At 71.5% G+C, this 24,732-nt stretch carries 24 protein-coding genes and 1 pseudogene; 11 read left to right on the top strand and 14 right to left on the bottom strand.

The window, feature by feature from the left end; all coding sequences use genetic code 11:
- The coding region (gene dnaK / locus LE548_RS14690; protein ID WP_225097268.1) for a molecular chaperone DnaK at positions 1 to 1,320 on the bottom strand (1,320 nt) is incomplete at its 3' end.
- Between the two features lie 51 nt (positions 1,321 to 1,371).
- On the bottom strand, positions 1,372 to 1,722 hold the full coding sequence (locus LE548_RS14685) for a J domain-containing protein (RefSeq protein WP_225097267.1): 351 nt from the start codon (positions 1,720 to 1,722) through the stop codon (positions 1,372 to 1,374).
- Between the two features lie 194 nt (positions 1,723 to 1,916).
- On the opposite strand from LE548_RS14685, the gene LE548_RS14680 reads away from it, so the two are divergent.
- The 7 genes from LE548_RS14680 to LE548_RS14650 all read left to right on the top strand — a co-directional run bounded on the left by LE548_RS14680 (position 1,917) and on the right by LE548_RS14650 (position 7,979).
- Entirely contained in the window at positions 1,917 to 2,345 is a 429-nt protein-coding gene (locus LE548_RS14680; protein ID WP_263636097.1) for an Hsp20/alpha crystallin family protein, read from the top strand.
- Between the two features lie 185 nt (positions 2,346 to 2,530).
- Positions 2,531 to 2,872: an STAS domain-containing protein gene (locus LE548_RS14675; protein WP_225097266.1), complete on the top strand. Its 342-nt coding sequence runs from the start codon at positions 2,531 to 2,533 to the stop codon at positions 2,870 to 2,872.
- Positions 2,869 to 3,255: a hypothetical protein gene (locus tag LE548_RS14670; protein ID WP_225097265.1), complete on the top strand. Its 387-nt coding sequence runs from the start codon at positions 2,869 to 2,871 to the stop codon at positions 3,253 to 3,255. The genes LE548_RS14675 and LE548_RS14670 overlap by 4 nt, the downstream gene beginning before the upstream one ends.
- A 129-nt stretch (positions 3,256 to 3,384) precedes the next feature.
- A complete protein-coding gene (locus tag LE548_RS14665) occupies positions 3,385 to 4,857 on the top strand; it encodes a lipase maturation factor family protein (protein ID WP_225097469.1) in 1,473 nt (490 codons plus the stop codon).
- Between the two features lie 132 nt (positions 4,858 to 4,989).
- Positions 4,990 to 5,505, top strand: coding sequence for a hypothetical protein (locus tag LE548_RS14660; protein ID WP_225097264.1), 516 nt, complete (start codon positions 4,990 to 4,992; stop codon positions 5,503 to 5,505).
- 315 nt (positions 5,506 to 5,820) lie between these two features.
- Positions 5,821 to 7,305: a histidine kinase gene (locus LE548_RS14655; RefSeq protein ID WP_225097263.1), complete on the top strand. Its 1,485-nt coding sequence runs from the start codon at positions 5,821 to 5,823 to the stop codon at positions 7,303 to 7,305.
- A complete protein-coding gene (locus tag LE548_RS14650; protein WP_225097262.1) occupies positions 7,296 to 7,979 on the top strand; it encodes a response regulator transcription factor in 684 nt (227 codons plus the stop codon). The genes LE548_RS14655 and LE548_RS14650 overlap by 10 nt, the downstream gene beginning before the upstream one ends.
- 353 nt (positions 7,980 to 8,332) lie before the next feature.
- Here the strand turns inward: LE548_RS14650 and serS are convergent, their stop codons facing one another.
- Both serS and LE548_RS14640 read right to left on the bottom strand, forming a co-directional pair.
- On the bottom strand, positions 8,333 to 9,622 hold the full coding sequence (serS, locus tag LE548_RS14645; RefSeq protein ID WP_225097261.1) for a serine--tRNA ligase: 1,290 nt from the start codon (positions 9,620 to 9,622) through the stop codon (positions 8,333 to 8,335).
- 289 nt (positions 9,623 to 9,911) lie between these two features.
- Entirely contained in the window at positions 9,912 to 10,166 is a 255-nt protein-coding gene (locus tag LE548_RS14640) for a hypothetical protein (protein ID WP_225097260.1), read from the bottom strand.
- A gap of 64 nt (positions 10,167 to 10,230) precedes the next feature.
- Here LE548_RS14640 and LE548_RS14635 point away from each other — a divergent pair, with 64 nt between their 5' ends.
- The gene (locus LE548_RS14635; protein WP_225097259.1) at positions 10,231 to 10,803 is read left to right on the top strand and encodes a hypothetical protein; all 573 of its coding nucleotides are present in this window, start codon (positions 10,231 to 10,233) and stop codon (positions 10,801 to 10,803) included.
- Between the two features lie 40 nt (positions 10,804 to 10,843).
- Here the strand turns inward: LE548_RS14635 and LE548_RS14630 are convergent, their stop codons facing one another.
- The gene (locus tag LE548_RS14630) at positions 10,844 to 12,337 is read right to left on the bottom strand and encodes an MFS transporter (protein WP_225097258.1); all 1,494 of its coding nucleotides are present in this window, start codon (positions 12,335 to 12,337) and stop codon (positions 10,844 to 10,846) included.
- Positions 12,338 to 12,392: 55 nt separating this feature from the next.
- Here LE548_RS14630 and LE548_RS14625 point away from each other — a divergent pair, with 55 nt between their 5' ends.
- A complete protein-coding gene (locus LE548_RS14625) occupies positions 12,393 to 13,142 on the top strand; it encodes a TetR/AcrR family transcriptional regulator (protein ID WP_225097257.1) in 750 nt (249 codons plus the stop codon).
- Positions 13,143 to 13,153: 11 nt separating this feature from the next.
- Here LE548_RS14625 and LE548_RS14620 read toward each other — a convergent pair.
- From LE548_RS14620 to LE548_RS14580, 9 genes and pseudogenes are all read right to left on the bottom strand, one after another.
- Positions 13,154 to 13,987 (bottom strand): annotated as a pseudogene (locus LE548_RS14620) (metallophosphoesterase).
- Positions 13,984 to 15,138 carry an FAD-binding oxidoreductase gene (locus LE548_RS14615; protein ID WP_225097256.1) on the bottom strand — a complete coding sequence of 385 codons (1,155 nt, stop codon included), beginning with the start codon at positions 15,136 to 15,138 and terminating at the stop codon, positions 13,984 to 13,986. The pseudogene LE548_RS14620 and the gene LE548_RS14615 overlap by 4 nt, the downstream one beginning before the upstream one ends.
- Entirely contained in the window at positions 15,135 to 16,391 is a 1,257-nt protein-coding gene (locus LE548_RS14610; RefSeq protein WP_225097255.1) for a pyridoxal-phosphate dependent enzyme, read from the bottom strand. Before LE548_RS14610 ends, LE548_RS14615 begins: the two co-directional genes overlap by 4 nt.
- Before the next feature lie 48 nt (positions 16,392 to 16,439).
- Positions 16,440 to 18,041 carry a class I adenylate-forming enzyme family protein gene (locus tag LE548_RS14605; protein ID WP_225097254.1) on the bottom strand — a complete coding sequence of 534 codons (1,602 nt, stop codon included), beginning with the start codon at positions 18,039 to 18,041 and terminating at the stop codon, positions 16,440 to 16,442.
- Positions 18,038 to 18,811 carry an SDR family NAD(P)-dependent oxidoreductase gene (locus LE548_RS14600; RefSeq protein WP_225097253.1) on the bottom strand — a complete coding sequence of 258 codons (774 nt, stop codon included), beginning with the start codon at positions 18,809 to 18,811 and terminating at the stop codon, positions 18,038 to 18,040. The genes LE548_RS14605 and LE548_RS14600 overlap by 4 nt, the downstream gene beginning before the upstream one ends.
- Positions 18,808 to 19,599, bottom strand: a complete 792-nt coding sequence (gene fabG, locus LE548_RS14595; RefSeq protein WP_225097252.1) for a 3-oxoacyl-ACP reductase FabG — start codon at positions 19,597 to 19,599, stop codon at positions 18,808 to 18,810. The genes LE548_RS14600 and fabG overlap by 4 nt, the downstream gene beginning before the upstream one ends.
- Positions 19,596 to 19,778 (bottom strand): MbtH family NRPS accessory protein, encoded by a 183-nt coding sequence (locus tag LE548_RS14590; protein ID WP_225097251.1) that lies wholly within the window; start codon positions 19,776 to 19,778, stop codon positions 19,596 to 19,598. The genes fabG and LE548_RS14590 overlap by 4 nt, the downstream gene beginning before the upstream one ends.
- A gap of 76 nt (positions 19,779 to 19,854) precedes the next feature.
- Entirely contained in the window at positions 19,855 to 21,078 is a 1,224-nt protein-coding gene (locus LE548_RS14585) for a cytochrome P450 (protein WP_225097250.1), read from the bottom strand.
- Positions 21,079 to 21,081: 3 nt separating this feature from the next.
- The gene (locus LE548_RS14580) at positions 21,082 to 22,833 is read right to left on the bottom strand and encodes an amino acid adenylation domain-containing protein (RefSeq protein ID WP_225097249.1); all 1,752 of its coding nucleotides are present in this window, start codon (positions 22,831 to 22,833) and stop codon (positions 21,082 to 21,084) included.
- Between the two features lie 414 nt (positions 22,834 to 23,247).
- On the opposite strand from LE548_RS14580, the gene LE548_RS14575 reads away from it, so the two are divergent.
- Complete coding sequence (locus LE548_RS14575; protein WP_225097248.1) at positions 23,248 to 23,655, top strand: hypothetical protein; 408 nt, start codon at positions 23,248 to 23,250, stop codon at positions 23,653 to 23,655.
- A 75-nt stretch (positions 23,656 to 23,730) separates the two neighbouring features.
- Positions 23,731 to 24,624: a glycosyltransferase family 2 protein gene (locus LE548_RS14570; protein ID WP_225097247.1), complete on the top strand. Its 894-nt coding sequence runs from the start codon at positions 23,731 to 23,733 to the stop codon at positions 24,622 to 24,624.
- Positions 24,625 to 24,732 lie beyond the last annotated feature (108 nt).

Below are 24,732 nucleotides of genomic sequence, written 5' to 3'. Positions count from 1 at the left end.
CGGCGGCAGACCGGTCAGCTCGAACATGCCGAGCTTCTTGTTGTACGCCGCGATCTCGCGCTCGCCCTGGTAGACCTGCACGGTCACCGACGGCTGGTTGTCCTCGGCGGTGGTGAAGATCTCCGAACGGCGGGTCGGGATCGTGGTGTTGCGCTCGATCAGCTTGGTCATGATGCCGCCCTTGGTCTCGATACCGAGGGACAGCGGGGTCACGTCGAGCAGCAGGACGTCCTTGACCTCGCCCTTGAGCACACCGGCCTGGAGCGAGGCACCGACCGCCACCACCTCGTCGGGGTTGACGCCCTTGTGCGGGTCCTTGCCGGTCAGATCCCGCACCAGATCGGTGACCGCCGGCATCCGCGTCGAACCGCCCACCAGGATCACGTGGTTGATGTCGGACACCTTGATCCCGGCATCCTTGACCGCGTTGTGGAACGGCCCCTTGCACCGCTCCAGCAGGTCGGACGTCAGCTGCTGGAACTGGGCGCGGGTGAGCTTCTCGTCCAGGTGCAGCGGACCCTCCGCGGAGGCCGTGATGTAGGGCAGGTTGATCGTGGTCTCCGAGGAGCTGGACAGCTCGATCTTGGCCTTCTCCGCCGCCTCGCGCAGTCGCTGAACTGCCATCTTGTCCTTGGACAGGTCGACGCCGTAGCCGTTCTTGAACTGCTTGACCAGGTGGTCCACGATCCGCTGGTCCCAGTCGTCACCTCCCAGGTGCGTGTCGCCGTTGGTGGCCTTCACCTCGATGACGCCCTCGCCCATCTCCAGCAGGGACACGTCGAAGGTGCCGCCGCCCAGGTCGAAGACGAGGACCGTCTGGTCGTTCTCCTTGTCCAGACCGTACGCCAGTGCCGCCGCCGTCGGCTCGTTGATGATCCGCAGGACGTTCAGTCCCGCGATCTCACCGGCCTCCTTCGTCGCCTGCCGCTGCGAGTCGTCGAAGTAGGCCGGTACGGTGACGACGGCGTCGGTGACGTCCTCCGCGAGATACGCCTCGGCGTCCCGCTTCAGCTTCTGCAGCACCCGCGCGGAGATCTCCTGTGCGGTGTACCGCTTGCCGTCGATGTCACCGTGATCCGGGAACCGCCACGCATGGTCCCCCATGTGCCGCTTGACCGAGCGGGCGGTGCGCTCCACGTTGGTCACCGCCTGCCGCTTGGCGACTTCCCCCACGAGAACTTCGCCGTTCTTGGCGAACGCCACGACCGACGGCGTGGTCCGTGCTCCCTCCGTGTTGGTGATGACGGTGGGCTCGCCGCCCTCCAGGACCGAGACCACCGAGTTCGTCGTACCGAGGTCAATACCGACCGGACGCGCCATCTGGAATCTCCCTCCTCGACCATGTCCATGCCCTGCCTGCCAGGGCCTCGTTCACCTGTGGGGCTCCCATCGGACCGGACCCGCGCGCAAGGGCGGTTCGGGGGCTGTGGTGCCGAGTACGACGACGAACCTGCGGGGCGGCCGGGGCGGTGCCGGAGCCCGGGGAGACTCGACCGGGCTGCGGTACGCGCGCTCGTACGTCTGGTCATAGGCCGCGCGCCGAAGGGGATCGCGCAGCGTCTCGTACGCCGAGCGCAGCCGCCCGAACCGTTCCGCCGTGAGGGCATCCACCCGGGTGTCGGGGCGCAGCTCCCGTACCTGACGCCGGAAGGCGGACGTGATCACCTCGACCGTGGCCGAGGGCTCCACCCCCAGCTCCTCATACAGGTCCGGCATCTCCATCCAGGCCACCTCCTCGACCGCTGTGAGCTGCGATTTCGGACCAACCTGCCTATAAGTCTAGATAAAACTTGAGTGCCCTCTTGTCAAGTCCAGCTCGACGAGGTATAGGGGTGTCGAAGGCACTCCGGGCTCCCGGAGCCCGGACCGGCGAAGTGCCGACGAACCGGTGCCCACCAGGCGAAAGGAGCTGAACGATGGTGCTCATCCGCACGGACCCCTTCCGGGACCTCGACCGGCTCACCCAGCAGATGTTCGGCACCCTCGCCCGGCCGGCCCCCATGCCGAGGGACGCTTACCGGAGCGGGGACGCCTTCATCGTCCACTTCGACCTGCCCGGCGTCGACCCGGACACCGTCGATCTCGACGTCGAGCGCAACGTCCTGACCGTGCGGGCGGAGCGACTCGGCCCGGACGCCAAGGAAGCCGACCTGCTCGTGGCCGAGCGGCCGCACGGCGTCTTCAGCCGTCAGCTGTTCCTGGGCGAGTCGCTCGATCCGGAGAAGATCAGCGCGAAGTACGACGCGGGCGTGCTCACCCTGCACATCCCGGTGATGGAGGAGGCCAGGCCGCGCCGCATCGAGATCAGCCGGGGAGACGAAGAGGCCAGGCAGATCACGAGCTGACCGCCGCGAAGAGACGAGCGGCAGAAAGGAGGGACGAACCGTACAGGTACCCAGGACAGCGGTAAGGCCGCCGCACGTGGTGCAGCGCCTCCCGTGCGGCGGCCCGACGACGGGCATCGAGCGGCGGGAGACGGAGCAGACCATGGCTCTGTTCCTGGCGTCGCACAGGGAGCACGGGCTGGGCCGTGAGGGAGACCAAGGGGGAACTCGACACCACGACCGCCCACCAGCTGCGTGACGTCGTGGCAGACGTGACCAGGCGGCACACGCACTCCCCCCACCTGATCGCGGACCTGTCCGAGCTGGCCTACGCCGATGCCGAGGCACTGAGCACCCTCATGTCCATCCGCACCCCGCTGCGCGAGGACCAAGGGGAACTGCGGCTGGTCTGTCCCGAAGGGCGGGTCGTGCGGATCCTCCAGGGCAGCAAAGTCGCCCGGGTCATGCCCCTCCACGCCACGCTCGCCGCAGCCCTCGCCGCACCACGAGCCCTCTCCGCCGACCGGACAGGAGGTGCCGGGCAGTGATCACCGAACTTGCCGTCGAGCGTGTCGAGTTCACCTGCGGCATGTGCTGGCACCGCTGGAGCGTCGACTACGACGTCCAGCGTTACCGGGACGCCCTCGACGCCGAGTGGGAGTACTTCTACCGGGACAACACGGCCGTCCCGTCCCCCTACACCCCGGCCGGCGCCCCACCCTGCGAACACTGCGGCCGGCGCTGGGTCGGCCGCCTCGTGGCGCGGCGCCCCATCCCCTTGTCGGGCGACACGGAAGCTCCTCGCAGCCGCGTCCCGGCCAAGGGAGCCCACCGTCCCGAGCGCCACACCGCCCCCTTCCTGCAGGCGACCGGTCACCCCCAACCGGAGCGCGACGAACGAGCGGCTCGTCCGCCGGAGCAGCGACCGTGATCCCCACGGCTGTGCGAAGGCCGTGGACCTCCTCGCATGCAGCAGCGGGGCGGGCTGCGGCGGGCACATTCGGTCGCTGCGGCTCCGCGGCCCGCCGATGATCGACGCCGCATGGAGGAGCCGACCGTCATGGAGTGGTTCACCAACGCCGACTACTGGTTGAGCCGGCTGGTTTTCCAGCGGGGCCTCGCCGTGCTCTACGGTGTCGCTTTCGTCAGCTCCGCCCTGCAGTTCAAGGCGCTGATCGGCGAGCGGGGACTGCTGCCGGTTCCGCGGTTCGTGGCGTCCGTGCCCTTCCGGCGGGCACCGAGCATCTTCCAGTGGCACTACTCGGACCCCTTCTTCGCCGTCGTCGCCTGGACCGGCGCGGCCCTGTCCGCCGCTGTCGCGGCGGGTGCGGCGGACCTGGTGCCGCTGTGGGCGGCGATGCTGATGTGGTTCACCCTGTGGGCGCTGTATCTGTCCATCGTCAACGTGGGGCAGACCTGGTACGCCTTCATGTGGGAGATGCTCCTGCTGGAGGCCGGCTTCCTCGCGATCTTCCTCGGCAACGACGAGGTCGCCCCGCCGGTGTTCGTGCTCGGGCTGCTGATCTGGCTGCTGTTCCGGCTGGAGTTCGGCGCGGGACTGATCAAGCTGCGCGGCGACCGCTGCTGGCGTGACCTGACCTGCCTGTACTACCACCACGAGACCCAGCCGATGCCGGGTCCGCTCAGCTGGTTCTTCCACCACCTGCCCCGGCCGGTGCACCGGGCAGAGGTCGCGGCCAACCACCTCGCGCAGCTGGGCGCCCCGCTCGCCCTGTTCGCCCCACAGCCCGTGGCCGGCTGGGCGGCAGCCTTCATCGTCGTCACCCAGCTGTGGCTGGTGGCGTCCGGCAACTTCGCCTGGCTGAACTGGCTGGCCGTCCTGCTCGCCGTGTCCGCGATCGACGACGTGCGCGCCGCACACCTCCTGCCCCTGCCCGAACAGCCACCGGCCTTCGCCGCGACCCCCGCCTGGTACGCGGGCCTGGTGCTCGTCATGACCGCCCTGGTCGCCGTCCTCAGCTACTGGCCGGTCCGCAACCTGTTCTCCTCCCACCAGCGGATGAACGTCTCCTTCAACCCGCTGCACCTGGTCAACACCTACGGGGCGTTCGGCAGCGTCAGCCGCGTCCGCTACGAGGTGGTGATCGAGGGTACCGACGAGCCGGACCTCACCGATGAGACGCAGTGGAAGGAGTACGAGTTCAAGGGCAAGCCGGGCGACAGACGGCGGCTGCCGCCGCAGGTGGCGCCGTATCACCTGCGGCTCGACTGGCTGATGTGGTTCGCCGCGCTTTCGCCCGCGTACGCCGGCGAATGGTTCGTGGCCCTCCTCGTCCGCCTCCTGGACAACGACGCCGCCACCCTGCGGCTCCTGCGCCGCAATCCCTTCCCCTCGGCCCGCCCCACCTTCCTGCGCGCCCGCCTCTACGCCTACCGCTTCACCACCTGGTCAGAGCTCCGCCGGACCGGCACCTGGTGGCACCGCACCCTGGTGCAGGACTACCTGCCACCCGTCACAAGCGCGGAGACCACCGAGCCCCGCTCACCGGCCACCTCACGGATCCCGCACTGAATTCCGCGAAGGGAGGAGCGTACAGAACTGAATGCCAGGGAGTTCCTGGTCGAGCGCCGGCAGCGCGGTGATCTCCCGAAGGCGGACGACGGTCGTTCTGCGCCGCGTGGCGGATCCGGCGATCCTGGAGATGTGGCAAGCGGGACACCCGGGAGCGGCCACACCGCCTCGCACGGTGAACCGCGGACCGACTGTTCGGGGGCGATCTACGGCGCGCTCCTGGCCGCGTCCGTGGTGGCAGGGGCCGGAGCGGTCGGCGTGTTTCCCCGCGCCGCCCTCGTGGTCCTTCTCCTCGTGACCGGCATCGTGTTCTGGGCCACGCACGTCTATGCCCGCCTGGCCGGCGAGCGGATCCACGGGCAGCGCTTGACCTGGGACGAGATAGGCCGCACGGCCCGCCGTGAGTGGCCGATGGTCCAGGCTGCCGTACCCCCGGCCATCGCCGTGGTGATCAGCCCTCTGCTGGGGCTGGGTCTCGCCGGGACGGCGTGGTTCGCCCTGGGTGTCGCCCTGGCCGAGCAGGTCGCCTGGGCGACCGTCGCCGCCGCGCGAGCCGGCGCGTCGCGTCGGCAGGCCGTGATCTCCGGGCTGGCGAACCTCTTGTTCGGCCTGATCATTGTCGTCGCCAAGACGGTGGTCCATCACTGACCGCTTGGCCAGAAACTTCCGTCCGAGGCTTTCCTTCCGGGGTAGGTGAACACCTACCCCGGAAGTAGGTTTCGGCCCATGGTGCCTGCACGTCCCCTCGCAGCAGCATGATCTCCAGGCCACAGCGCGTGGCCTGGATGACGAGACAGGGGGGCGGATATGTGGCCGTTTCCGGTGCACGGGGCGGCGCCCTGGCCGGCGGGCGTGCTCGTGACGTTGACCGCGGTCTGCGCCGTGCTGGCCTTCAGGGCGGAGCAGGCGCGGGACCGGTCGGGGCGCATGGTGCGACCGGTTGGGCGGATCGGGTGGCCGGTCGTGGCGGGGCTGGTGGGTACGGCGGCGTACGGCAGTGTGCCTGCTCTGCTGTTCGCCCTGCACAACTCCACCGGAGGGGCCGGCTACGTCGTCACCGTGCCGGATCTGGAACCCGGCGGGCTGCTTCCGGCGGCGCTGCTGATGGCCGGCCTGCTGGCCACCGTGCTGCTCCGCTCGGCGCGCGCCCCCAGGCGGTGGGTGCTGCCCGTGGTCGGGGCGGTGACCGGGGAACTGCTGGAATGGACGTACTGGCTCACGCACTCCGCTGCCGGCTATGGGCGGACATCGCTGAACGTCCTGGTGGGCTGTGTGAGTGTCCCGCTGCTCGCTGCCTTCGCCGGTGCGGCTCTGCTCCGGATCGCGAACGGCAGGCCCGCGCGTCTGGCCGGAGCCGACGCGCCGAGGTCCGCGCGCTGGGCCCTGCTGCTGCCCGCCGTCGTGGTGATGACCGGTGACCTGCTCGGCCTCGATCTGTGGCAGTCCGCGTCACCGGGCACCGGGATCGGGCCGGCAGTGGCGGGTTACCTGGTGGGGCTGGCGCTGTTGGCGGCCGTCGTGGCCGGACTGGTGCGGTGGCCGAGGGCGGCGGCGAACCTGGCTGTCCTGGGTCTGGTGGGGATCGGGGTGTACGACGTCGCCCAGAGCGGGTTCGGGCAATCCCTGGTGGTGGTGCAGAAGTTCGGCTCCCCGCGCGGGCCGGCGCCGTTGCTCCCCGTGGAGACGGCTCACCATGCGTCGGTCCTCGGCGGCATCCAGGGGGCGGTGCTGCTGGCCCTGGGGCTGTGGCTGCTGCCGCTGACCGTGTTGCCGGACGCCCGGCGGCTGTTGGGACGGGGGCCGGACCCGGCGCTGGCCCGGCGGGTGCGGGAGCTGACCGAGACGCGGGCCGAGGCGGTCGGCTCCGCGGCCGCGGAGCTGCGCAGGATCGAGCGAGACCTGCACGACGGCGCACAGGGACGGCTGGTCACCATCGGGATGAACCTCCGGGTCGCGGAGGAGATGATCCACAGCGATCCGCACGAGGCCGCCGCACTCGTCGTGGAGGCCCGCGTCGCCTCGGCGGCGGCACTGGCGGAACTGCGCGGCCTGATCCGGGGGATGCACCCGCCGATGCTGGCCGACCGGGGTCTGGGGGAGGCGGTCCGGGCGCTCGCGCTGGACCTGCCCCTGCCGTGCGAGACCGAGATCGACCTGCCCGAACGGCTCGCCGCACCGCTGGAGTCGGCCTGCTACTTCGCCGTCGCCGAGGTGGTCACCAACGCCGTCCGGCACGCCTCGGCGCACGGACTCCAGATCCGCATGGCCCGCACGGACGGGCGCTTGCGCATCGAGGTGGTCGACGACGGGGTGGGCGGCGCGGATCCCGCCCGGGGCACCGGGCTGGCCGGGGTGGAGCGACGGCTGGCGGCCTTCGACGGCATCCTGGCGGTCAGCAGCCCGCCCGGGGGGCCGACGATCGTGGTCATGGAGGTGCCGTGCGCGTAGTCGTCGCGGAGGATCTCTTCCTGCTCCGGGAGGGGCTGGTCAGGCTCCTCAAGGCGCGTGGGTTCGAGATCGTGGCGGCCACCGACAGCGCGCCGGGTCTGCTCGGCGCGCTGCTGGAGTTCCGGCCGGACCTCGCGATCGTGGACATCAGGCTGCCGCCGACCCACACCGACGACGGGCTCCGCGCGGCGCTGTCCGCCCGGGAGCGGATACCCGGGCTGCCGATCCTGCTGCTCTCGCAGTACGTCGAGCAGATCTACGCCCAGGAGTTGCTCGCCGACCAGGCCGGAGGGGTCGGTTATCTGCTCAAGGACCGGGTGTTCAGCGACGACCAGTTCGTCGACGTGATCCGTACGGTCGCCGCGGGCGGCACGGTCATGGACCCCGAAGTGGTCACCAAGCTGCTCGGCCGCCGCAGCCGTGGCGAACCCGGGCCGCTCTCCAGGCTCACCGAGCGGGAACGCCAGGTGCTTGAGCTCATGGCCGAGGGACGCTCCAACAGCGCCATCGCGAACCGGCTCTTCATCAGTGAGAAGGCCGTGTCCAAGCACAGCACCGGCATCTTCGCCAAGCTGGAGCTCGCCCCCTCCGACGACGACAACCGCCGGGTGCTGGCCGTGCTCGCCTACCTCATGTCCGCGCCGGGGGACGGCGGCATTCCCCCGTGCCACTGAGCTGATCAATACCGAAGCGTTGCCGGGCCGGGCCGACGGCCCGAGCGCCGGGCGTAGTCCGGTGCTGCCCCAAAACCCTGTGCTGCCCACAACTCCAGGGAGGGTCCGTGACGACCACGCCGTTCAGGAACCGAGAAGGAATGACGCCGCACCTCGTCGACGCTTCCCGTCGAACCCAGTTCGGCGCCCCGCAGCCCGGGTGGTGCGGATCCGGCAGGCGTACCCGCTCGCCTTCCCTTCTTCGACCTGCACCTGCGCCACAGTCGAGAGCCCCTGCCCGGGGGCCCGAGTGGCCGCCGTGACGAACCCCCACCAGCCCCCTCCGGAGAGGGGGAAGACGGCGTCCGACTTTCCTAGGCGTCTGCTCGCGGACGGATGATGTCGGTGCCCACCCAGGGCCGGAGAGGCTCGGGTACGACAACGGAGCCGTCGGGCTGCTGGTTCTGTTCCAGGATGGCCGGGAGGAGGCGGCTGGTGGCCAGACCGGAGGCGTTGAGGGTGTGGACGAACTCCGTGTTCTTCCCGCCCTCGGGGCGGTAGCGGATGTTGGCACGGCGGGCCTGATAGTCGCCCGCCCAGGACGCGGAGGAGACCTCCTTGTACGTGCCGATGCTCGGGATCCAGACTTCGACGTCGTACGTCATCTTCATGCTGGCGCTGGCGTCCCGCGCCGCGAGCAGCGACGTCTGGTAGTGGAGACCGAGCTTGCGCACCAGGTCCTCCGTGCGCTGCACCAGCTCGTCGAGCGCGGCGGGTCCGCCCTCGGGGGTGACGAACTGGAACATCTCGACCTTGTTGAACTGGTGGCCGCGGATCGTTCCGCGTTCCTGTGTTCCGTGGCTGCCGGATTCCCGTCGGTAACAGGGCGTGTAGGCGAACGCCTTGATGGGCAGCCGGTCGTTCGGGATGATCTCGTCCCGGTACACGTTCACGATGGCCGTCTCGGAGGTGGGCAGCAGGAACGAGCCGCGTTCCCCGTCCTCCGTCCGAAGGTGGAAGACGTCGTCGTAGAACTTCGGGAACTGGCCCGCCGCGTAGCCCGCTTCCTCCGTCAGCAGGTGCGGGGGAAGCATGAACTCGTAGCCCGCGGCGAAGTGTTCACGGCAGAAGAAGTCGATGAGGGCCCATTCCAGGGCCGCGCCCAGCCCGGTGTACAGCCAGTGGCCGCTGCCGCCCAGCTTGGCGCCGCGCGCGTAGTCGACGAGTCCCAACCGGGTGCTCAGCTCGACGTGGTCCAGTGCCCCCGGGCCGAGGTCGGGCTGCTCACCCCAGGTGCGTACGACCTGGTTGGCCTCCTTGCCGCCGGCCGGCGTCTGCTCGGCCGGCAGATTCGGAAGCTCCGCCATCAGGTCATGCAGCCGGCTCTCGGTCTCCGTCAGCTCGGTCTCGATGGCCGCGATGCGGTCGCCCAGCTCGGAGGCCGCTCGCTCCAGCGCCGCCGTCTCCTGGCCTCGTGCGCGCAGCGAACCGATCTCCTTGGACTGCCGCTTGCGCTCGGCGCGTGCGTCCGCCGCGTCCGCCACGAGCCGGCGCCGGTGCCGGTCGGCCTCCAGCACCGGCTCCAGGTCCACCTTGTCCATGCGTTTCAGGAGCGCTTCCCGTACGGCCTCCGGGTCCTTCCTGATCAGACCGATGTCGAGCATATTGTTTGAGCCTCCTGAACGCTTTCTCGCATGGGGGGATTTCGAAGTCCGCAGCGGGACGGAGTCCCGGACGGCTGTCACCAGTTCATGATGCGGCCTCGGTGGCGGCCGGCCTCTCGGTTTCCGCTGTCGAGGGGGCCTGCCCGCCACTCACCTTGGCGACCAGCCGCGAGCGCGGTGCCCGCCGCGAAGGCGGCCCTCGCCGGCGATGGTCGTGCTGCTCCTGCGGTTCGTCGGCCTCAGCGCGGTGCGGAGCGGGACGGGTTGACCCCCGACTGGGCCATGGTGATCACGCCGATCGCCAGGAGGAAGCCCCAGAACCCCCGGAGAACAGCGCCGCCGTACCGGCCAGGGACAGCCCGATGCCGACCTGCCCTGCGGGCACCGCGAGCCGCTCGACGTAGATGCTCACGCTCGCGGTGAGAAACGCGCCGGATCCGAGCGCGTCCAGGGCGGAGGCGACCGCCAGTTGTCTCGCCGGTCCCTGCGGAACGCTGCGGGCCAGGCCGGAGATCCGGGATCCGGCGCCGGCGTCGATGCTCATGAACCACCCTCCTCAACTCGTGGGAGCCCGTCCGGCTCATGAATGGGAGAAAGCTGAGGTAGGCGTGCTGGAGGCGCTGGGGCTCGACTCGCCGGCCGAGCGGTTTTACAAGGCGATGCTCGCGCATCCGGAAGAGGGCGTGGCGGGGCCGGCCGCAATCACCGGCCTGCCCGAGTTGGAGATCCGTCACGGCCTCGATCACCTCAGCGCGCTGTCCTTGATCTATCCGTCCGAGCAGCAGGAGAGTGGATTCCGGACGCTGAGTCCCGACGCGGCGGTGGGCCTCGTCCTTGCGCGCCAGCAGTCCGACCTGACGGCGGCGCAGATGCGGCTCGCGGCGTCCAGGGCGGCCGCCGCTCAGTTCGTCGCGGAGTGCTCGACGCTGGGCGCCCCGCGGGGTGAGCCGGATTCCGAGCGGCTGATCGGAGTGGAGGTCGTCCGGGAACGGCTGAGCCGCCTCGGCGCGTCAGCGGAGCGTGAGGTCATGACGTTCGCTCCCGGCGGCGCCCATGCGCCGGAGGATCTCAGGGCGAGCCGCGCTCATCCGGAACAAGGGAACGATCGCGGCCCTGTGCGCCCTCTTCGAGTCGGTCTGGGCCACGGCGACACCTCTGGGCGACGAGCGCTCCCTGGATGACCGAGGCCACGCTGTCCGGCGCGGCTGGCTCCCCCTGCACTCATGGCCTGCCTCGGAAACTCATCAGAGGCTGTCGTGGCACCGCGGGAGCCTTCTGCCGCTGGGGGACGAGGAGGTCCGCGGTGGCGATCAGCAGGGCGGCGCAGGTGAGGGCGGCGGCGGCGTAGAGGCTGTGGCTGGTGGCGTGGGGGAAGTCGCCGTGGGTCGTGGCCAGCCGGTTGTAGAAGAGGGTCGCGGCGACGGCGGTGCCCAGGGAGGTGCCGATGCGCTGGCCGGTCTGCAGCACGGCGGCGGCCGTACCGCTGCGGGCGGGGGGTACGTCGGCGAGGGCGAGCGTCTGGTTGGGGCCGATGACCAGGCCGCTGCCCAGGCCGGCGAGGAGCAGGGGGCCGAGGACGTAGAGCCAGATGTCGCCGTGCGGGTGGTGGCCGACGACGGCGGCGGTGCCGCCGAGCCCGAGCGCTACGGCGGTGATCCCGGCGATCACCATGGGCCGGCCGAAGCGGAACACGGCCCGCCCGCCCAGGGTGGAGGTGAGCGCTGAACCGAGGGCGAAGGGCAGCCCGGTCGCGCCGGCCTGCAGGGCCGAGTAGCCGTGGCCCTGTTGGAGGTAGAGGGTCAGGACGAGCAGGAGGCCGGTGTAGCCGGCGAAGTACACCGTGCCGACGGTGCCGCCGGCGCTGAAGGAGCGGGCGCGCAGCAGCGAGAGGTCGACCAGTGGATCGCGGCCCGTGCGTCGCCACATCGTCTCCCATGCGACGAAGCCGACGAGCAGCCCCGCCGCGAGGCCGAACAGCCACCAGCGCACCGACGCGGCCCGCTGCTCCTGCTCGATCATCGGCAGCAGGACCGCGGCGACGGCTCCGCCCAGCAGCACGACGCCCACCAGGTCCAGCGCCCGGCCGGTGCGCCGCGGTGCCGTCCTCGGCAGGCACACCACGCCCAGGACCAGGGCCAGCAGGCCGATGGGCAGATTGACCAGGAACACCCAGCGCCAGCCGCTGTGCACCCCGGCCGCCTGGATCAGCAGGCCGCCGGCGAGCGGGCCGACGGCCGTGGAGATCGCGATGGAGGCGCCGTACAGGCCGAAGGCGCGGCCCCGCTCCGGGCCGCGGAAGAGCTGCTGGATCATGCCGATGACCTGCGGGTTGAGCAGTCCGCCCGCCACGCCCTGGAGCAGGCGCGCGACGACCAGCCAGGTGGGGTTCGGCGAGAGGGCGCACAGTGCGCTCACCGCGGCGAAGAAGGCCAGTCCGCCCAGGAACATGGGCTTGCGCCCCAGGACGTCCCCGAGCTTTCCCGCCGGCACCAGCGCGAGACCGAAGGTGAGGGTGTATCCGGAGATCACCCAGGACACGTCCGCCGGGGAGGCGCCGAGGCCTCGCTGCATGGAGGGCAGGGCGACGTTGACGATGCTGACGTCGAGCAGGGTCATGAACCCCGCGATCAGACAGACCGCCAGGGCCCGCCAGCGGCGCGGGTCGGGAGCCCCGGGGGCGTCGGCGGGGGAGTGCTGACTGCTGCGTTCTTCCATGTTTACACCGTACACTCCGTCGCTTACGCCGTAAATTCAAGCTAACGTTGTACGCATGGATGCCCCCGACCGAGCCGATGCCTCGATGTCCGTCTGGGAGCGGATGGCCCAGCCCCCGCCGGCCCCCCGCCCGGTGCTCACGCACGCGCGGATAGTGGTCGCCGCCCTGCGGATCGCGGACGCCGACGGCCTCGACGCCGTCTCCATGCGGCGCCTGGCGACGGAGCTGGGTGTCTCCGCGATGACCTGCTACCGGTACGTCTCCGGCAAGGACGACATCATCGAGCTCATGCTCGACCGGGTCCGGGCGGAGATGCTGCTGGAGCAGCCGAGCGCGTACTGGCGGGAGGTGCTGCGGGCCTCGGCGCTGCGCTTCCGCCAGGTGGTGCTGCGGCATCCGTGGATGACGGAGGTGCCCGGCCGCATCCTGTTCGCCCCCACGCCGGCCCATCTCGCCCTCATGGAGCAGCAGTTCACCGCGCTGGACGGCCTCGGCCTGTCCGGGGAGCAGATGGCCGACATCACCCGGGCCGTCACGGCGTACACCCGGGCCAGCACCCACGACGAGATCGCCCGCGAGCGGCTGCGCGCCCCGGAAGGCTGGAGCAGCGGCCAGGAAGCCCGCAAGGCGAACCTGGCCCGCCTGTCGTTCCTGCTGGAGGGCGGCGACTACCCGGTCTACCAGCGCTACGTCCGCGAGGCCTCGCCCCACGACGACGACAACGCCCGCTTCGAGTTCGGCCTCGACTGTCTCCTGGACGGCATGGCCGCCCGCCTGAACCTGCCGGGGCGACCGCCTCGCTGAGTGTGCCCCGGTCACCGCCCCCGCAGTATCCGCGCCGGGCGTTCCGGTGCGGTCGGGCGCGGCTGCCCCTCGCGTGGGTAGCCGGGCGACACCTCGTGGTGGGGGACGCCGTCGACCTGGAGCACACCGGGGATGTGCAGATGGCCGTGGACGATCGCCGCCGCCCGGAAGCGGCGGGGCCAGTCGGCGGTCGCCTCGGTCCCGCACCACGGAGCGAACTCCGGCCGCCGCAGCGCCTGGACGGGTGCGCGCACCAGGGGGAAGTGGTCGACGAGCACGGTCGGAAACCCCTCGTCCACGCGTTCCAGGCGCGCCCGGATGGTCCCGAGGCGCGCCCGGCACCACGCCGAGCGGCTCGGGTGGGGTTCCGGGTGCAGCAGGAACTCGTCCGCGCAGACCACCCATGCCTCCTCCGCGAGGGCCGGCGCCTCCTGTCCGTCCCGGGCGCCGGCGGGCAGGAAGCTGTAGTCGTACAGGACGAACAGCGGGGCGACGACGACCGGGCCGGCGGCGCTCTCCCGGACGGGGTACTCGTCCTCGGGGGTGAGTACGCCGAGCCCCCGGCACAGGTCCACGAGATAGCCGTAGCGCGCCTCGCCGCGCAGCTGCACCGGATCGTCGGACGGCGTCCACGGTTCGTGGTTGCCCGGTGTCCGGACGACCTTCTCGAAGCGGCCGGCGAGCAGGGCGAGCGCCCAGGCGATGTCCTCGATCCGCTCGCCGACGTCCCCGGCGACCAGCAGTCAGCCGCCGGGGGAGTCAGGCGTCAGCTTCTCCAGGATCCTCCGGTTCTCCCGATGCCCGATGTGCAGATCGCTGACGGCCAGGAGGTGCGGTCGGCTCATGGGTGCCCGGGGCCCGCGAAACGCGTGGGACGGAAGGCCGCCAGCTCCGGCGCCTCCCGCCCGTCGACGAGTTCGCCCGTGACGAGCCAGGCGAGGTACGGGGCGAGCGTGACCCCGCTGTGGGTGACCAGCGCGTAGAGCCCCGGCAGCGGCTTGGTGAAGCCCGCCACGGTGAGCCCGTCCGCCGGCAGCGGCCGGACACCCACCCGCACACGCTCGACCGGGACGTCCGCGAAGGCCGGGAAGACCTTGCGGGCGCGGTCGATGAGCATCGGGCCGAGACCGAAGATGCCGTGGTCGGTCCGGGGCACGCGGGAGCCCGCGCCGTCGCCGCCGAGGACCACGCGCCCGCCGGGGGCGGGCCGCAGACCCATGTCCGGCGTGTGCAGGATCCGGCGCAGCGGCACGCGCAGCGCGGCCGTGTCGGCGAGGCCGCCCACCGCGGTGTACCGCTCGTCGCCGGGTGCGCGCAGCCGCCGGTCGCCCTCCTCGACCAGGGGGACGGTGACGCCGGAATCCGCCAGCAGCCGCCCGGTGGCCGCGCCCGCGGCGCACACGACCTGGTCGGCCAGGATCTCCTCGCCGTCCGCGAGGACGACCTTGGTGCGCGCACCGGACTGCTCGAAGCGCGCCACCGGGCAGTGCGCGCGGACCTCGGCGCCGACCGCCACGGCGTCGTCGAGCAGGTCGGCGACCATGCGCTCGGTGTCGACCCAGCCCTCGTCCGGGAACCAGGCCGCGTCCAGCACCCGGTCGGGGTCGATGACCGGGTCGAGCCCGGCGGCCTGCCGGCCCGTGATCCGCTCGGCCCGGTAGCCGCGCTCGGTGAGGTCGGCGACGACGGCGTCGAGGGCGGCGGAGGAGGCCGCGTCGGTGGCGATCTCCACGTTCCCCACCGGGTGGAACCAGCGGCGGCCGGCGGCGGTCTCCGCCAGGCGGTGGTACTCGGCGAGGCCCTCGGCGTTGAGCCGGAAGTACGCCTCGGGCTTCTTCTTCTGGGCGTTGGCCCAGGCGAACGTCGAGGCGCTGGCTCCCGTGCCGGGCGCCGCCGCGTCGAGCAGGGTCACAGGGACCGCTCGCACGGCCAGCGCGTGCGCCACGCTCGCGCCGAGCAGTCCGCCGCCGACGATCACCACGCGGGGTGTGTTCATACCGGAGCACCTTCCTCGGTCCAGGTCTTGGTGGACATGGGCATCTGGGCGACCGGACGGTCCCCGCCGGTCAGATTGACCAGCGCGACCGAGTCCCGGGCCAGGGCACCCGTCTCGGCGGCCCGCAGCACGCCGGCGAATGCCGTGGCGCTGGCGAAGCAGACACGGACGCCGGCCGTGTCGACGAGCATCTGTCGCGCCCGCCGGATCCGGTCCTCCTCGGCGGCGAGGATCCGCCCGCCGCTCTGCAGACACAGATCCCTGATGTACGGGTAGGTGCCGGTCGGGTCGCCGCGCAGGATCGCGTAGGCCAGGCCCGTCGGGTTCCTGATCACATGGTGCGGGGCGATCCGTTCGGCGCCCTCGCCGAACGCGTGCGCCATGGGGGCGCAGCTCGCCTGCTGTACGGCCATGAAGGCGGGCACCTTGCTCAGGCGCCCCAACTCCCGGTATTCCACCGCTCCCTTGAAGGCGCCGAGCAGGCCCATGCCGCTGCTGACGGCCTGGAAGACGAAGTCCGGCTCGACCGGCATCTGGTCGAACGCCTCCAGGTAGGCGAGCTTCAGTCCTTCCCGGCGGGCCAGGTTGAAGAAGCCGCCTTCCCAGAACAGACCGCTCTCCCGCGCGAACCGTTGGGCGACCTTGCCGGCCGTGACGAACTCGCCGTCCACGACGTGCGTGGTCACGTTCGGGTGGTCCGGGTAGTTGAGGCGGTTGACGAACTCGCGGCCGACGAAGATGTGGAGGGTGAAGCCGGGGAACAGCCCGGCCGCCCGTGCGTAGGCGGTGGAGGTGTTGCCGGTGGAGGACAGCACGAGTTCACGGACACCCAGTTCGGCGAAGCGGGACAGGCACAGGGAGGCCACCCGGTCCTTGGTCGACCGGGTCGGGTTGACCGACTCGTCCTTGAAGAACAGCCGTCCGATCCCGAGAGCGGCGGCGAGTTCCGGCACCTCGAAGCAGGGGGTGTTGCCCTCCCCGCCCCAGCGGGCCGACGCCCGGTCGCGCAGCGGCAGCAGGGAGAAGTAGTGCTGGAGCGGGTCCGGTCCCTGACGAGACTGGGGTACGGCCGCCTGGTCCAGGTCGTAGAACGCGTCCAGGGCGCCGTCACAGGCGGTGCAGCGGGTGCGCGGTGATTCGGGGTGCTCCTTGCCGCACAGCAGGCAGAAGTAGCGGACCAGCTTGTCCGGTCCGGTCGCGGAGCCGCGTATCTTGCGGATCAAGCTCTCGTAGTTTCCGGTGATGGCTGACAATGGCCTCATCCTTCGGTGACGTGAGGAGAGCGGAGGGCGCCGGCGCGGTCACTCGGCCGAGAGCGGCTCGCCGTCCGCGGAGCCGGCGTGCAGACCGCGCTCGCGTACGAGGCGGCGGTCCACCTTGCCGCTTTCGTTGACCGGGAACTCCCGCCAGCGCACGAAGCGGACCGGTGCGTGCGTCGGTGTCATCACCCGTGCCACGTGCTCCCGGAGGGCCTCGTGGCCGGGCGGGCTGTCGGGCCGCAGGACCACGGCGGCGTGCAGTTCCTCGATCAGATCGGACCGCCGGTGGGCGTACACATGGGCGTCGATCACGCCCCGGTGCCCGACCAGCACCTTCTCCACCTCGCTGGGGTGGACCTTCGTGTCGTGGACCTTGACGACGTCGTTCATCCGGCCGCTCAGCCGCAGGTAGCCGTCCTCGCCCAGGCTGCCGTAGTCCCCGGTGTGCACCCAGCCCTCGCGCAGCACCCGGGCGGTCAGTTCGGGGTCGCCGGCGTAGCCCTCCATGGCGAGCGGGCTGCGGACGACCACCTCGCCGGTCTCCCCGCGGGGCAGTTCCCGGCCGGTGGCGGGGTCCTGGACGACGACCTCCAGGCCGGGCCTCGGCCGTCCCACGGTGGACAGCAGCTCGGGTACGTCGTGGTCGGCCGCGGTGAGCATGGCGATCTGGCCGGTCTCGGTGGTGCCGTAGGAGTGGTGGAGCACTCCGGGGAACACCTTGACGGCCTCGCGCACCCGCTCCGGGGAGGCGGGGCAGCCCACGTACAGCAGGCGGCGCAGCGAGGACAGGTCGGCCCGGTGCACATCGGGGTGGTTGACGAGTTCGTAGAACTGCGGGACGCCCATCAGGGTGTCGGTGACGCGGTACCGCTCGATGTCCGCGAGGAGGGAGCGTGGGTCGAAGCCGGTGCGCAGCACCACGCTGCCGCCGGCGGCGACGGCCGTGTCCACCAGCAGGCCGCCGGTGTGCGTGACGGCGCTCATCGCCAGGAAGACCTTGGGAGTCACTGTGGCGGACTCCTTCAGCACGACCGTGTTCCAGGCCGCGAAGGGCTTGATCACGCCCTTCGGCCGGCCGGTGCTGCCGCTGGTGTAGATCACCAGGGCGCGTGCGGGAACGCGCGGGGAGAAGCCCGGGGGCGGGCCGTCAGCCGGGTGGTCGCCGGCGCTCACCGGTCCGTGGACGGGCGCGCCGAGCCGGCACATGCCGACGCCGTCGGGCAGCAGGGCACGGATCCGCTCGGCCTCCTCGCGCTGTGCCGCGTCGTGGACGAGGACGCGTGCCCCGCACTCGCCGGCCATCCGGGCGCGGGTCTCGGTGTCCAGCCGGTGCGTGGTGGTTCCGTGATTGGCCCCGGACACGGCGACGAGGGTCGCGCCCATGAGGTGCACGGCGTACCGGGTCGCCAGCAGCCACGGGCTGTTCACCTCCGTCAGGACCGCCACGGCGGAGCCCTCACGGACGCCGAGTTCGGTCAGCGCGCCGACGACGCGCAGCACCGCCGCCCGCAGTTCGGAGCTGGAGATGACGTTCTCGCCCCAGTGGACGACGGGGCGTTCGCTCAGGGCGAGCCGGTCGAGGACGCGGACGGCGTAGTGCGCTGGTTCCGTGCTCCCGCCGGCCGTGCTCGCGGTGCTTGTCATGGTGTGGCTACCGTTCCTCGGCTGGTTGGGGTGGGGGTCGGGGCGGGATGCCGGGCAAGCGGACGTCCGGGGAGGTAGACGCCCTGTCCGGTGAGGGCGGCCGCCGGGGCGCCGGTCAGGAGGGCGGCCTGGTCGGCGAGGTGCTCCGGGTAGCTCCCGGGGTCCGCCGGGGGTGCCGTACCGACCGGTGGGCGGGTGCCGGGGCGCAGTGCGGCCGGTGCGACGAAGTGGACGCTGATGCCGAAAGGCGCCAGCTCCGGTGCCACGGACGCGGTGAACCCGGCCAGTCCGGCCACCAGCGTCCGGCCGGTGTCCCCGGCCGTCCGCTCGGTGCGCGGGGCACGGGCGACGTTGACGATCCGGCCCCCGCCGCCGCGCAGCATCTCCCCGGCGGCGGCCCGGTTGGTGACGAACAGGGTGCGCAGGGCCCGCCGTACCGGGGCGTATCGCGCCGCGCCGGCGGTGACGTCGGCCCCCTGGCTGTCGTCCTCCTCGTCGGGGCCGGTGCCGATGCAGGTCAGCAGCATGCCGGGCCTGCCGAGATCGGAGCGGATCCGGGCGAGCGCGGCGGAGAAGGCCTCCGTGTCGGCCGGGTCCGCCTCGATCGCGGTGCACCGCCGGCCGACGGCGGTGAGCCGCCGCAGCGTCTCGTCGGCGGACGCGGGGCCGGGGTCCACGAGCGCGATGTCCAGGCCGCTCTCGGCGAGCCGGACGGCGGCGGCCGGTCCCGTGCCCTCGGCCGTGCCCACGAGTACGGCGACGGGGTTCATGGCTGTCCCCCGTCGACGTACAGGGTCTGGCCGGTCAGGAAGCCGGTGTCCGGGCCGGTCAGGAAGGCCACCACCCCGGCGATGTCCTCGACGGTGCCGACCCGGCCGAGCGCGGACTGTGCGGCGGCCCGCTCCAGGAACTCCTCGCGGCCGGCCCCGAGCCGGGTGGCCAGGGCGTCGACCATCGGGGTGGCGACGAAGCCCGGGGCGACGGCGTTGACGGTGATCCCGTGCGGGCCCAGCTCGGCCGCCAGGTCGCGGGTGAACCCGGTGACCGCGGCTTTCGCCGCCGCGTAGTTGGCCTGGCCGGGGTTTCCGTCGGCCGCGACGGACGCGAAGTTGACGATGTGTCCGCCGCGCCGGCGCCGCATCTGCCCGGCCGCGGCCAGGCACCACAGCACGGTCCCGCCGAGATTGACGTCCAGGGCCGTGTCCCACTCGTCGTCGTCCATGGTCAGCAGGAGCCGGTCCCGGGTGACGCCGGCGCAGTTGACGAGGACGTCCAGGCCGCCGAAGGCGCGGACGACCTCCGTCACGGCCGCGGTGACCTGGTCGGCGGCGGCCACGTCGCAGCCCAGGCCGAGGGCCGTGCCGCCGGCGGCCCGCAGCGCCGCGACGGTCTCGGCGGTGTCGTCCTCGGTCCGGTCCACCACGGCCACCGAGGTCCCCGCCGCGGCGAGGCGGGCCGCGACGGCGGCCCCTATCCCGCGGCCCCCGCCCGTGACGACGGCGACGACTGGGTCCGTGACGCCGCCGCCGTCCGGCTGTGCTGTGCGGGGTGCGGTCATCGTGCGGTGCCCGGCTCCGCCTGGGCCGCCACGTACCGCAGGCACTCGTCCCGGCCGTCCGGCCCGGCGACGGTGCGCCGGCCGCCGGGGACGTCGCTGCCGGACGGCCACAGCGAGTGCCGGCCGATGTCGTTGCGCGGCACGAGACAGCCGCGCCCCTCGTCCTCGAACGCGCTCATGGATTGGGTGTCCCTCCTGGCGTGCGGTGATGGGATGGGGTGGAGTGGGGAGTGGTGGGGGATGCGCGCGGGGCGCTCAGGCGGTCAGGCGCACCGGCAGCGAACTCATGCCGTGCAGGATGCTGGAGTAGATCCACTTCTCCTCGCCGATCTGCTCCAGGTCGGTGACCAGCCGGCGCAGCCCGTCGAGTACGGCGTAGACCTCCATGCGCCCGAGGTGGTGGCCCAGGCAGTAGTGCGTGCCGTAGGCGAAGGTGAAGTGCTTGTTGGGGGTGCGGGCGAGGTCGAACCGGTCCGGCTGGTCGAAGACCGTCTCGTCGCGGTTGGCGGAGTAGATCCACACGCTCACGACGTCGCCGGCCTTGATCTGTTCACCGCCCACGACGACGTCGCCGGTGGCCGTGCGGCCGCCGTGCAGGGACGGGACCGTCCACCGCAGCACCTCCTCGGTCGCGGTGTCGAGGTCGACGTCGCCGTTCTTGAGCGCGCGCCACTGGTCCGGGTGCTCGATCAGCGCGAGGATCGCGCCGGTGATCGCGTGCCGTCCGGTCTCGTCGCCGCCGATCATCAGGCCGTAGCAGTTCGCCATGAGTTCAACGGAGTTGAGCGGCTGGTCGTCGATCCGGCAGTTGGCCAGCAGGCTGACCATGTCGTCGTTGGCGCTGCCCTTGCGCTCCCGGCAGAGCTTGCTGAAGTAGAGCAGGATCTCGTTCTTCGCGACCCAGTTGTCTTCCGGCGGCGCGTCGGCGTAGTCGGAGCTCCAGGCGTGCGCGGTCTGGCTCAGCAGGAACGCGCGGTCGGCCTCGGGGATCTCCAGCAGGTCGCAGATGGCGCCGAGCGGGACGTTCGCCGAGATGTCGTGGGCGGCGTCGCACTCGCCCTTGTCCAGGGCGGCCAGCAGCAGCCGGTCCACGCTCTGCTGCAGCGAGTGCGCGATGAGGTTCAGCGTTCGCTTCGAGAAACCCTTGTTCAGCACGTTGCGGATCTGGTGGTGCCGGACGCCGTCGGTGACCGCCAGCATGGTGCCGGAGGCGGAGTCACCGCCGGTAAGCAGCGTCGCCAGCGCGTTGCCGTTCTCGGTCGTGAAGTGCGCCTTGTCCTGGTAGACCTTGTTGACGTCGGCGTAGCGGCTGATCACCCAGAATCCGGGGCGGTCCGCCCGCGGCGGGTGCCAGTAGACGGGCCGGTGGGTACGCAGGTGGCGCCACACCTCGTCCAGTTCGTTCTCGGCGTACAGCCGCGGTGAGGCGAGGTCGATGCTGTCGATGTCCTCGGGTCGGACCATGGGTCGGCTGGTCATCCGTCACTCCTTGGCCGCCGCGACCGCGGCGAGGGCTTCGATGGTGGGGTTCTCGATGACGTCGCGCGGGGATATCTCCAGGCCGCTCTCCTGGGCCCGCTGGATGAAGGCGATGGCGAGGATGCTGGTGCCGCCGAGTTCGAAGAAGCTGCTCTCGACGCCGATCTCGGCGTCCGTGAACAGCTCGCTGAAGATCTCGCAGAGCGCCTTCTCGGCCGGTGTGCTCGGCTGCCGTGCCTCGGGCCGCACGGTGAGGCCCGGCGCCGGGAGGGCCGCGCGGTCGACCTTGCCGTTGGGGCTGAGCGGCAGGGCGCCGAGCGTCGCGTAGACGGCCGGGACCATGAAGTCGGGCAGGGAGCGCAGCATGTGCTCGCGCAGTTCGGCGGGCGTGGGCGCGGTGCCGTCGGCCGGTACGACGTAGGCCACCAGCTGCGGGCTCGTCCCCTGGTCGGTGTGCAGCGCGGCCACCGCCTGCGCCACCTTCGGGTGCCGGCCGAGTACGGCCTCCACCTCGCCGAGTTCGATCCGGAACCCGCGGAGCTTGACCTGGTCGTCGGCCCGGCCGTGGAAGCGGATCCGGCCGTCGGCGTGCCACGAGGCCAGGTCACCGGTGCGGAACATGCGCTCGCCGGCCGTGCCGAACGGATTGGCCACGAAACGCTCCGCGGTGGTCTCGGGACGGCCGAGGTAGCCGCGGGCGAGTCCGGGGCCGGCGATGAAGAGTTCGCCCGTCTCACCGGGCGGCACCGGGCGGAGTCCGTCGTCCAGGATGTGCACCGACACCCCCGGCAGCGGACGGCCGATCGTCACCTCGTCGCCGGCGACGAGCGGCTCGGTCATCGTGGCGCAGACGGTGCCCTCCGTCGGCCCGTACGCGTTGAGCAGCAGGACATGGGGTGCCCAGCGCTCGACGAGGGCCGACGGGCACGCCTCGCCCGCGACGACCAGGGTGCGCAGGTCGGGGACCCGCTCGGGAAGGATCGTCAGGGCGGCGGTGGGCGGCAGCACGACATGGCTGATCCGGTGCTCGCGCAGGACCGCTTCGAGGGTGTCCGCCGCCAGCGTCCCGGCCCGCGGCACGACCAGTGCCGCTCCGCTGGTGAAGGCCGACAGCAGCTCGGTCAGGAAGGCGTCGAAGCTCGGCGAGGCGAACTGCAGTACGCGGCTGTCCGCTGTCACCCGCATCCCCGAGACCTTGGCGGCGGCCAGTCCGGCGAGTCCGGTGTGGGTGACGGCGACGCCCTTGGGGCGGCCGGTGGAGCCCGACGTGTAGATGACATAGGCGAGGTGCGCCGGGGACAGCGGGCCCGCTCGCTCGTCGTCGGCCAGGTCCGTGTCCGGCACCGACTCCAGCGCCGAGAGGTGCTCGGGGGCGTCGAGTACCAGCCGCGGGACCGGGAGTTCCGGCGGCAGGCCCGCCTGCGCGGCCTGCGTCGTGCACAGCAGCACCGGCGCCGCGTCCTCGACGATGAAGGACACGCGCTCCGCCGGATAGGTGGTGTCGACGGGCAGGAAGGCGGCGCCCGCCTTGGCTGCGGCGAGTACGCCGATCACCATCTGCGGGGAGCGGGGGAGGGCCAGCCCCACCAGCCGCTCGGGCCCCGCGCCTCGCGCGACGAGTACGCGGGCCAGCCGGTTCGCCCGGTCGTTCACCTCCTGATACGAGAGGGATTCGCTCTCGGAGATGATCGCGATGTGGCGCGAGAACTCCCGTGCTGTTCGCTCCCAGAGTTCCGCAAGCGTTCGCAGCGTCAATTCGACAACCTCCAAAAAATACGACGTAATCGCATGGACCGTCACCGGATGAGCGACCTGACGAGCCATTTCGGCGCGGGACAGCACAAGGCGACACGCGGCGGTCAGGATTTCGCCCGCATGGTTGTGTCCCGCATGGCGCCGAGTCGTCCGGGCGCGCGTGCGAGTCATGGCGGGTACTGGTGAACAGCCCGTTGTCAATGAGGGTTAATGAAGAATGGGCAGGATGGGACAGCGGTGCGACAACGTGCTGCGATGCGAAACGATCAGCGTCAAGGACGCCTACGAGCAGGGTCTTCCGGCCGACTGCGTGAGCAGCCTGCTGCGCCCTGGTCTTCTGTGTGACATTCCCCCGTCACCCCGAACCAGTCAAAGTTGGTGCGTCCTCGATCCCTGGGACCACCATTTAGTTTCATGGGACCCGAACTTTATTTCATGTTCGTATCTCGAGTGTCAAGGGTGATCCGCATGTACCGGGGGCGGATCGCGTTCCCGCAGGTCGGGACGGTGTACATTCACCGCAGGCCGGTCAAAACGGAACCATTCGATCCGGTGTGCGGCGGTCGTGTTTTTCTTTGCTTCGGGTTTCTGTACGCGGTGATCGCGGAGTGGTTCGCGTGGCGCCTGTTTACGGTGTTCCTGTCCGAGTTTACGCTGTTCCCGGGGCGTCCGACGGTGTACGGCCGCACGCCGGGACGTCCGGTGGGGGAGGCCGACCGGGCCGGCCGGGCCGGATCGAGGGCGAGCGGTTGGTCCGCTGCCGGCAAAGCGCCGCAAAAAGACCGTAAAGCGGATCCGAGTCGGGGCAACGGCCGTAGCTGAGGCAACATCTTGGTGAACGGTGGGCGCCGCGCGGTCGGGGTGCGGCGACGCCGTCGGCCGGATGGGATGAGGGACGTGGTGGAGCCGAGGATCGCCGTCGCCGTGGTGACCATGGGCAACCGGCCCGCCGAGGTCGACGCCCTGCTGGAGTCCGTGGCCAAGCAGGATCTCGCCCCCGCCCGCATCGTGATCGTCGGCAACGGCTGCCGGCTGCCCGAGTTCGCCCGCCGGCTCTCCCTGCCCGGCGAGGTCACCACGATCGACGTCGAGGAGAACCTCGGCTGCCCCGGCGGCCGGAACGTGGCCCTGGCCCGGCTGCGCGAGTTCGGGGACGTCGACGTCGTCGTGGAGCTGGACGACGACGGGCTGCTCGTCGACGCCGATGTGCTGCGCCGCGTGCGCGATCTGTACGCCGCCGATCCCCGCCTGGGCATCGTCGGGTTCCGTATCGCCGACGAGCACGGCGAGACCCAGCAGCGGCACGTGCCCCGGGTGGGCAAGTCGGATCCGCTGCGCGGGGGGTACGTCACCGGATTCCTCGGGGGCGGGCACGCCCTGAGCATGGCGATGCTGGCCGAGACCGGGGACTGGCCCGCCGAGTTCTTCTTCGCGCACGAGGAGACCGACCTCGCCTGGCGCGCGGCCGACGCCGGCTGGAAGATCCGCTACGCCCCCGAGCTGCTGCTCCAGCACCCCAAGACCTCGCCGGCCCGGCACGCCATCTACTACCGCGTCAACGCCCGCAACCGCGTCTGGCTGGTCCGCCGCCGGCTGCCGTTGGCGCTCGTCCCGGTGCACCTCGGCGTGTGGACGCTGCTCACCCTCGCCCGCACCCGCTCTCCCGCGGGGCTGAAGGCATGGTGCGCCGGGTTCGTGGAGGGTCTGCGGGAGCCGGCCGGCGAGCGGCGGCCCATGCGCTGGCGCACCGTGTGGCGGCTCAGCCGGCTCGGGCGCCCGCCCGTGATCTGAGCGGTACGCAAGGGCGGTTGACGCGGATCCGAGCGGCGGGACGGCGGGAGTCCGTCGGGGATCCGCCGAGAAGACGGGACGGGACCCCGGTCGTTCACCTCCGCCGAC

Source organism: Streptomyces sp. CoH27 (assembly GCF_020181035.1).
Classification (GTDB): domain Bacteria; phylum Actinomycetota; class Actinomycetes; order Streptomycetales; family Streptomycetaceae; genus Streptomyces; species Streptomyces camelliae.
This window is presented reverse-complemented; position numbering and strand designations above follow the sequence as displayed.

What these genes read in the sequence shown, in the direction of transcription:
- LE548_RS14605 (WP_225097254.1), bottom strand. Translation starts at nt 18,041, where the DNA reads ATGACAAGCACCGCGAGCACGGCCGGCGGGAGCACGGAACCAGCGCAC.
- LE548_RS14575 (WP_225097248.1), top strand. Translation starts at nt 23,248, where the DNA reads ATGGGACCCGAACTTTATTTCATGTTCGTATCTCGAGTGTCAAGGGTG.
- LE548_RS14585 (WP_225097250.1), bottom strand. Translation starts at nt 21,078, where the DNA reads ATGACCAGCCGACCCATGGTCCGACCCGAGGACATCGACAGCATCGAC.
- fabG (WP_225097252.1), bottom strand. Translation starts at nt 19,599, where the DNA reads ATGACCGCACCCCGCACAGCACAGCCGGACGGCGGCGGCGTCACGGAC.
- LE548_RS14590 (WP_225097251.1), bottom strand. Translation starts at nt 19,778, where the DNA reads ATGAGCGCGTTCGAGGACGAGGGGCGCGGCTGTCTCGTGCCGCGCAAC.
- LE548_RS14615 (WP_225097256.1), bottom strand. Translation starts at nt 15,138, where the DNA reads ATGAACACACCCCGCGTGGTGATCGTCGGCGGCGGACTGCTCGGCGCG.
- LE548_RS14685 (WP_225097267.1), bottom strand. Translation starts at nt 1,722, where the DNA reads ATGGAGATGCCGGACCTGTATGAGGAGCTGGGGGTGGAGCCCTCGGCC.
- LE548_RS14640 (WP_225097260.1), bottom strand. Translation starts at nt 10,166, where the DNA reads ATGAGCATCGACGCCGGCGCCGGATCCCGGATCTCCGGCCTGGCCCGC.
- LE548_RS14630 (WP_225097258.1), bottom strand. Translation starts at nt 12,337, where the DNA reads ATGGAAGAACGCAGCAGTCAGCACTCCCCCGCCGACGCCCCCGGGGCT.
- serS (WP_225097261.1), bottom strand. Translation starts at nt 9,622, where the DNA reads ATGCTCGACATCGGTCTGATCAGGAAGGACCCGGAGGCCGTACGGGAA.
- LE548_RS14680 (WP_263636097.1), top strand. Translation starts at nt 1,917, where the DNA reads ATGGTGCTCATCCGCACGGACCCCTTCCGGGACCTCGACCGGCTCACC.
- LE548_RS14665 (WP_225097469.1), top strand. Translation starts at nt 3,385, where the DNA reads ATGGAGTGGTTCACCAACGCCGACTACTGGTTGAGCCGGCTGGTTTTC.
- LE548_RS14625 (WP_225097257.1), top strand. Translation starts at nt 12,393, where the DNA reads ATGGATGCCCCCGACCGAGCCGATGCCTCGATGTCCGTCTGGGAGCGG.
- LE548_RS14600 (WP_225097253.1), bottom strand. Translation starts at nt 18,811, where the DNA reads ATGAACCCCGTCGCCGTACTCGTGGGCACGGCCGAGGGCACGGGACCG.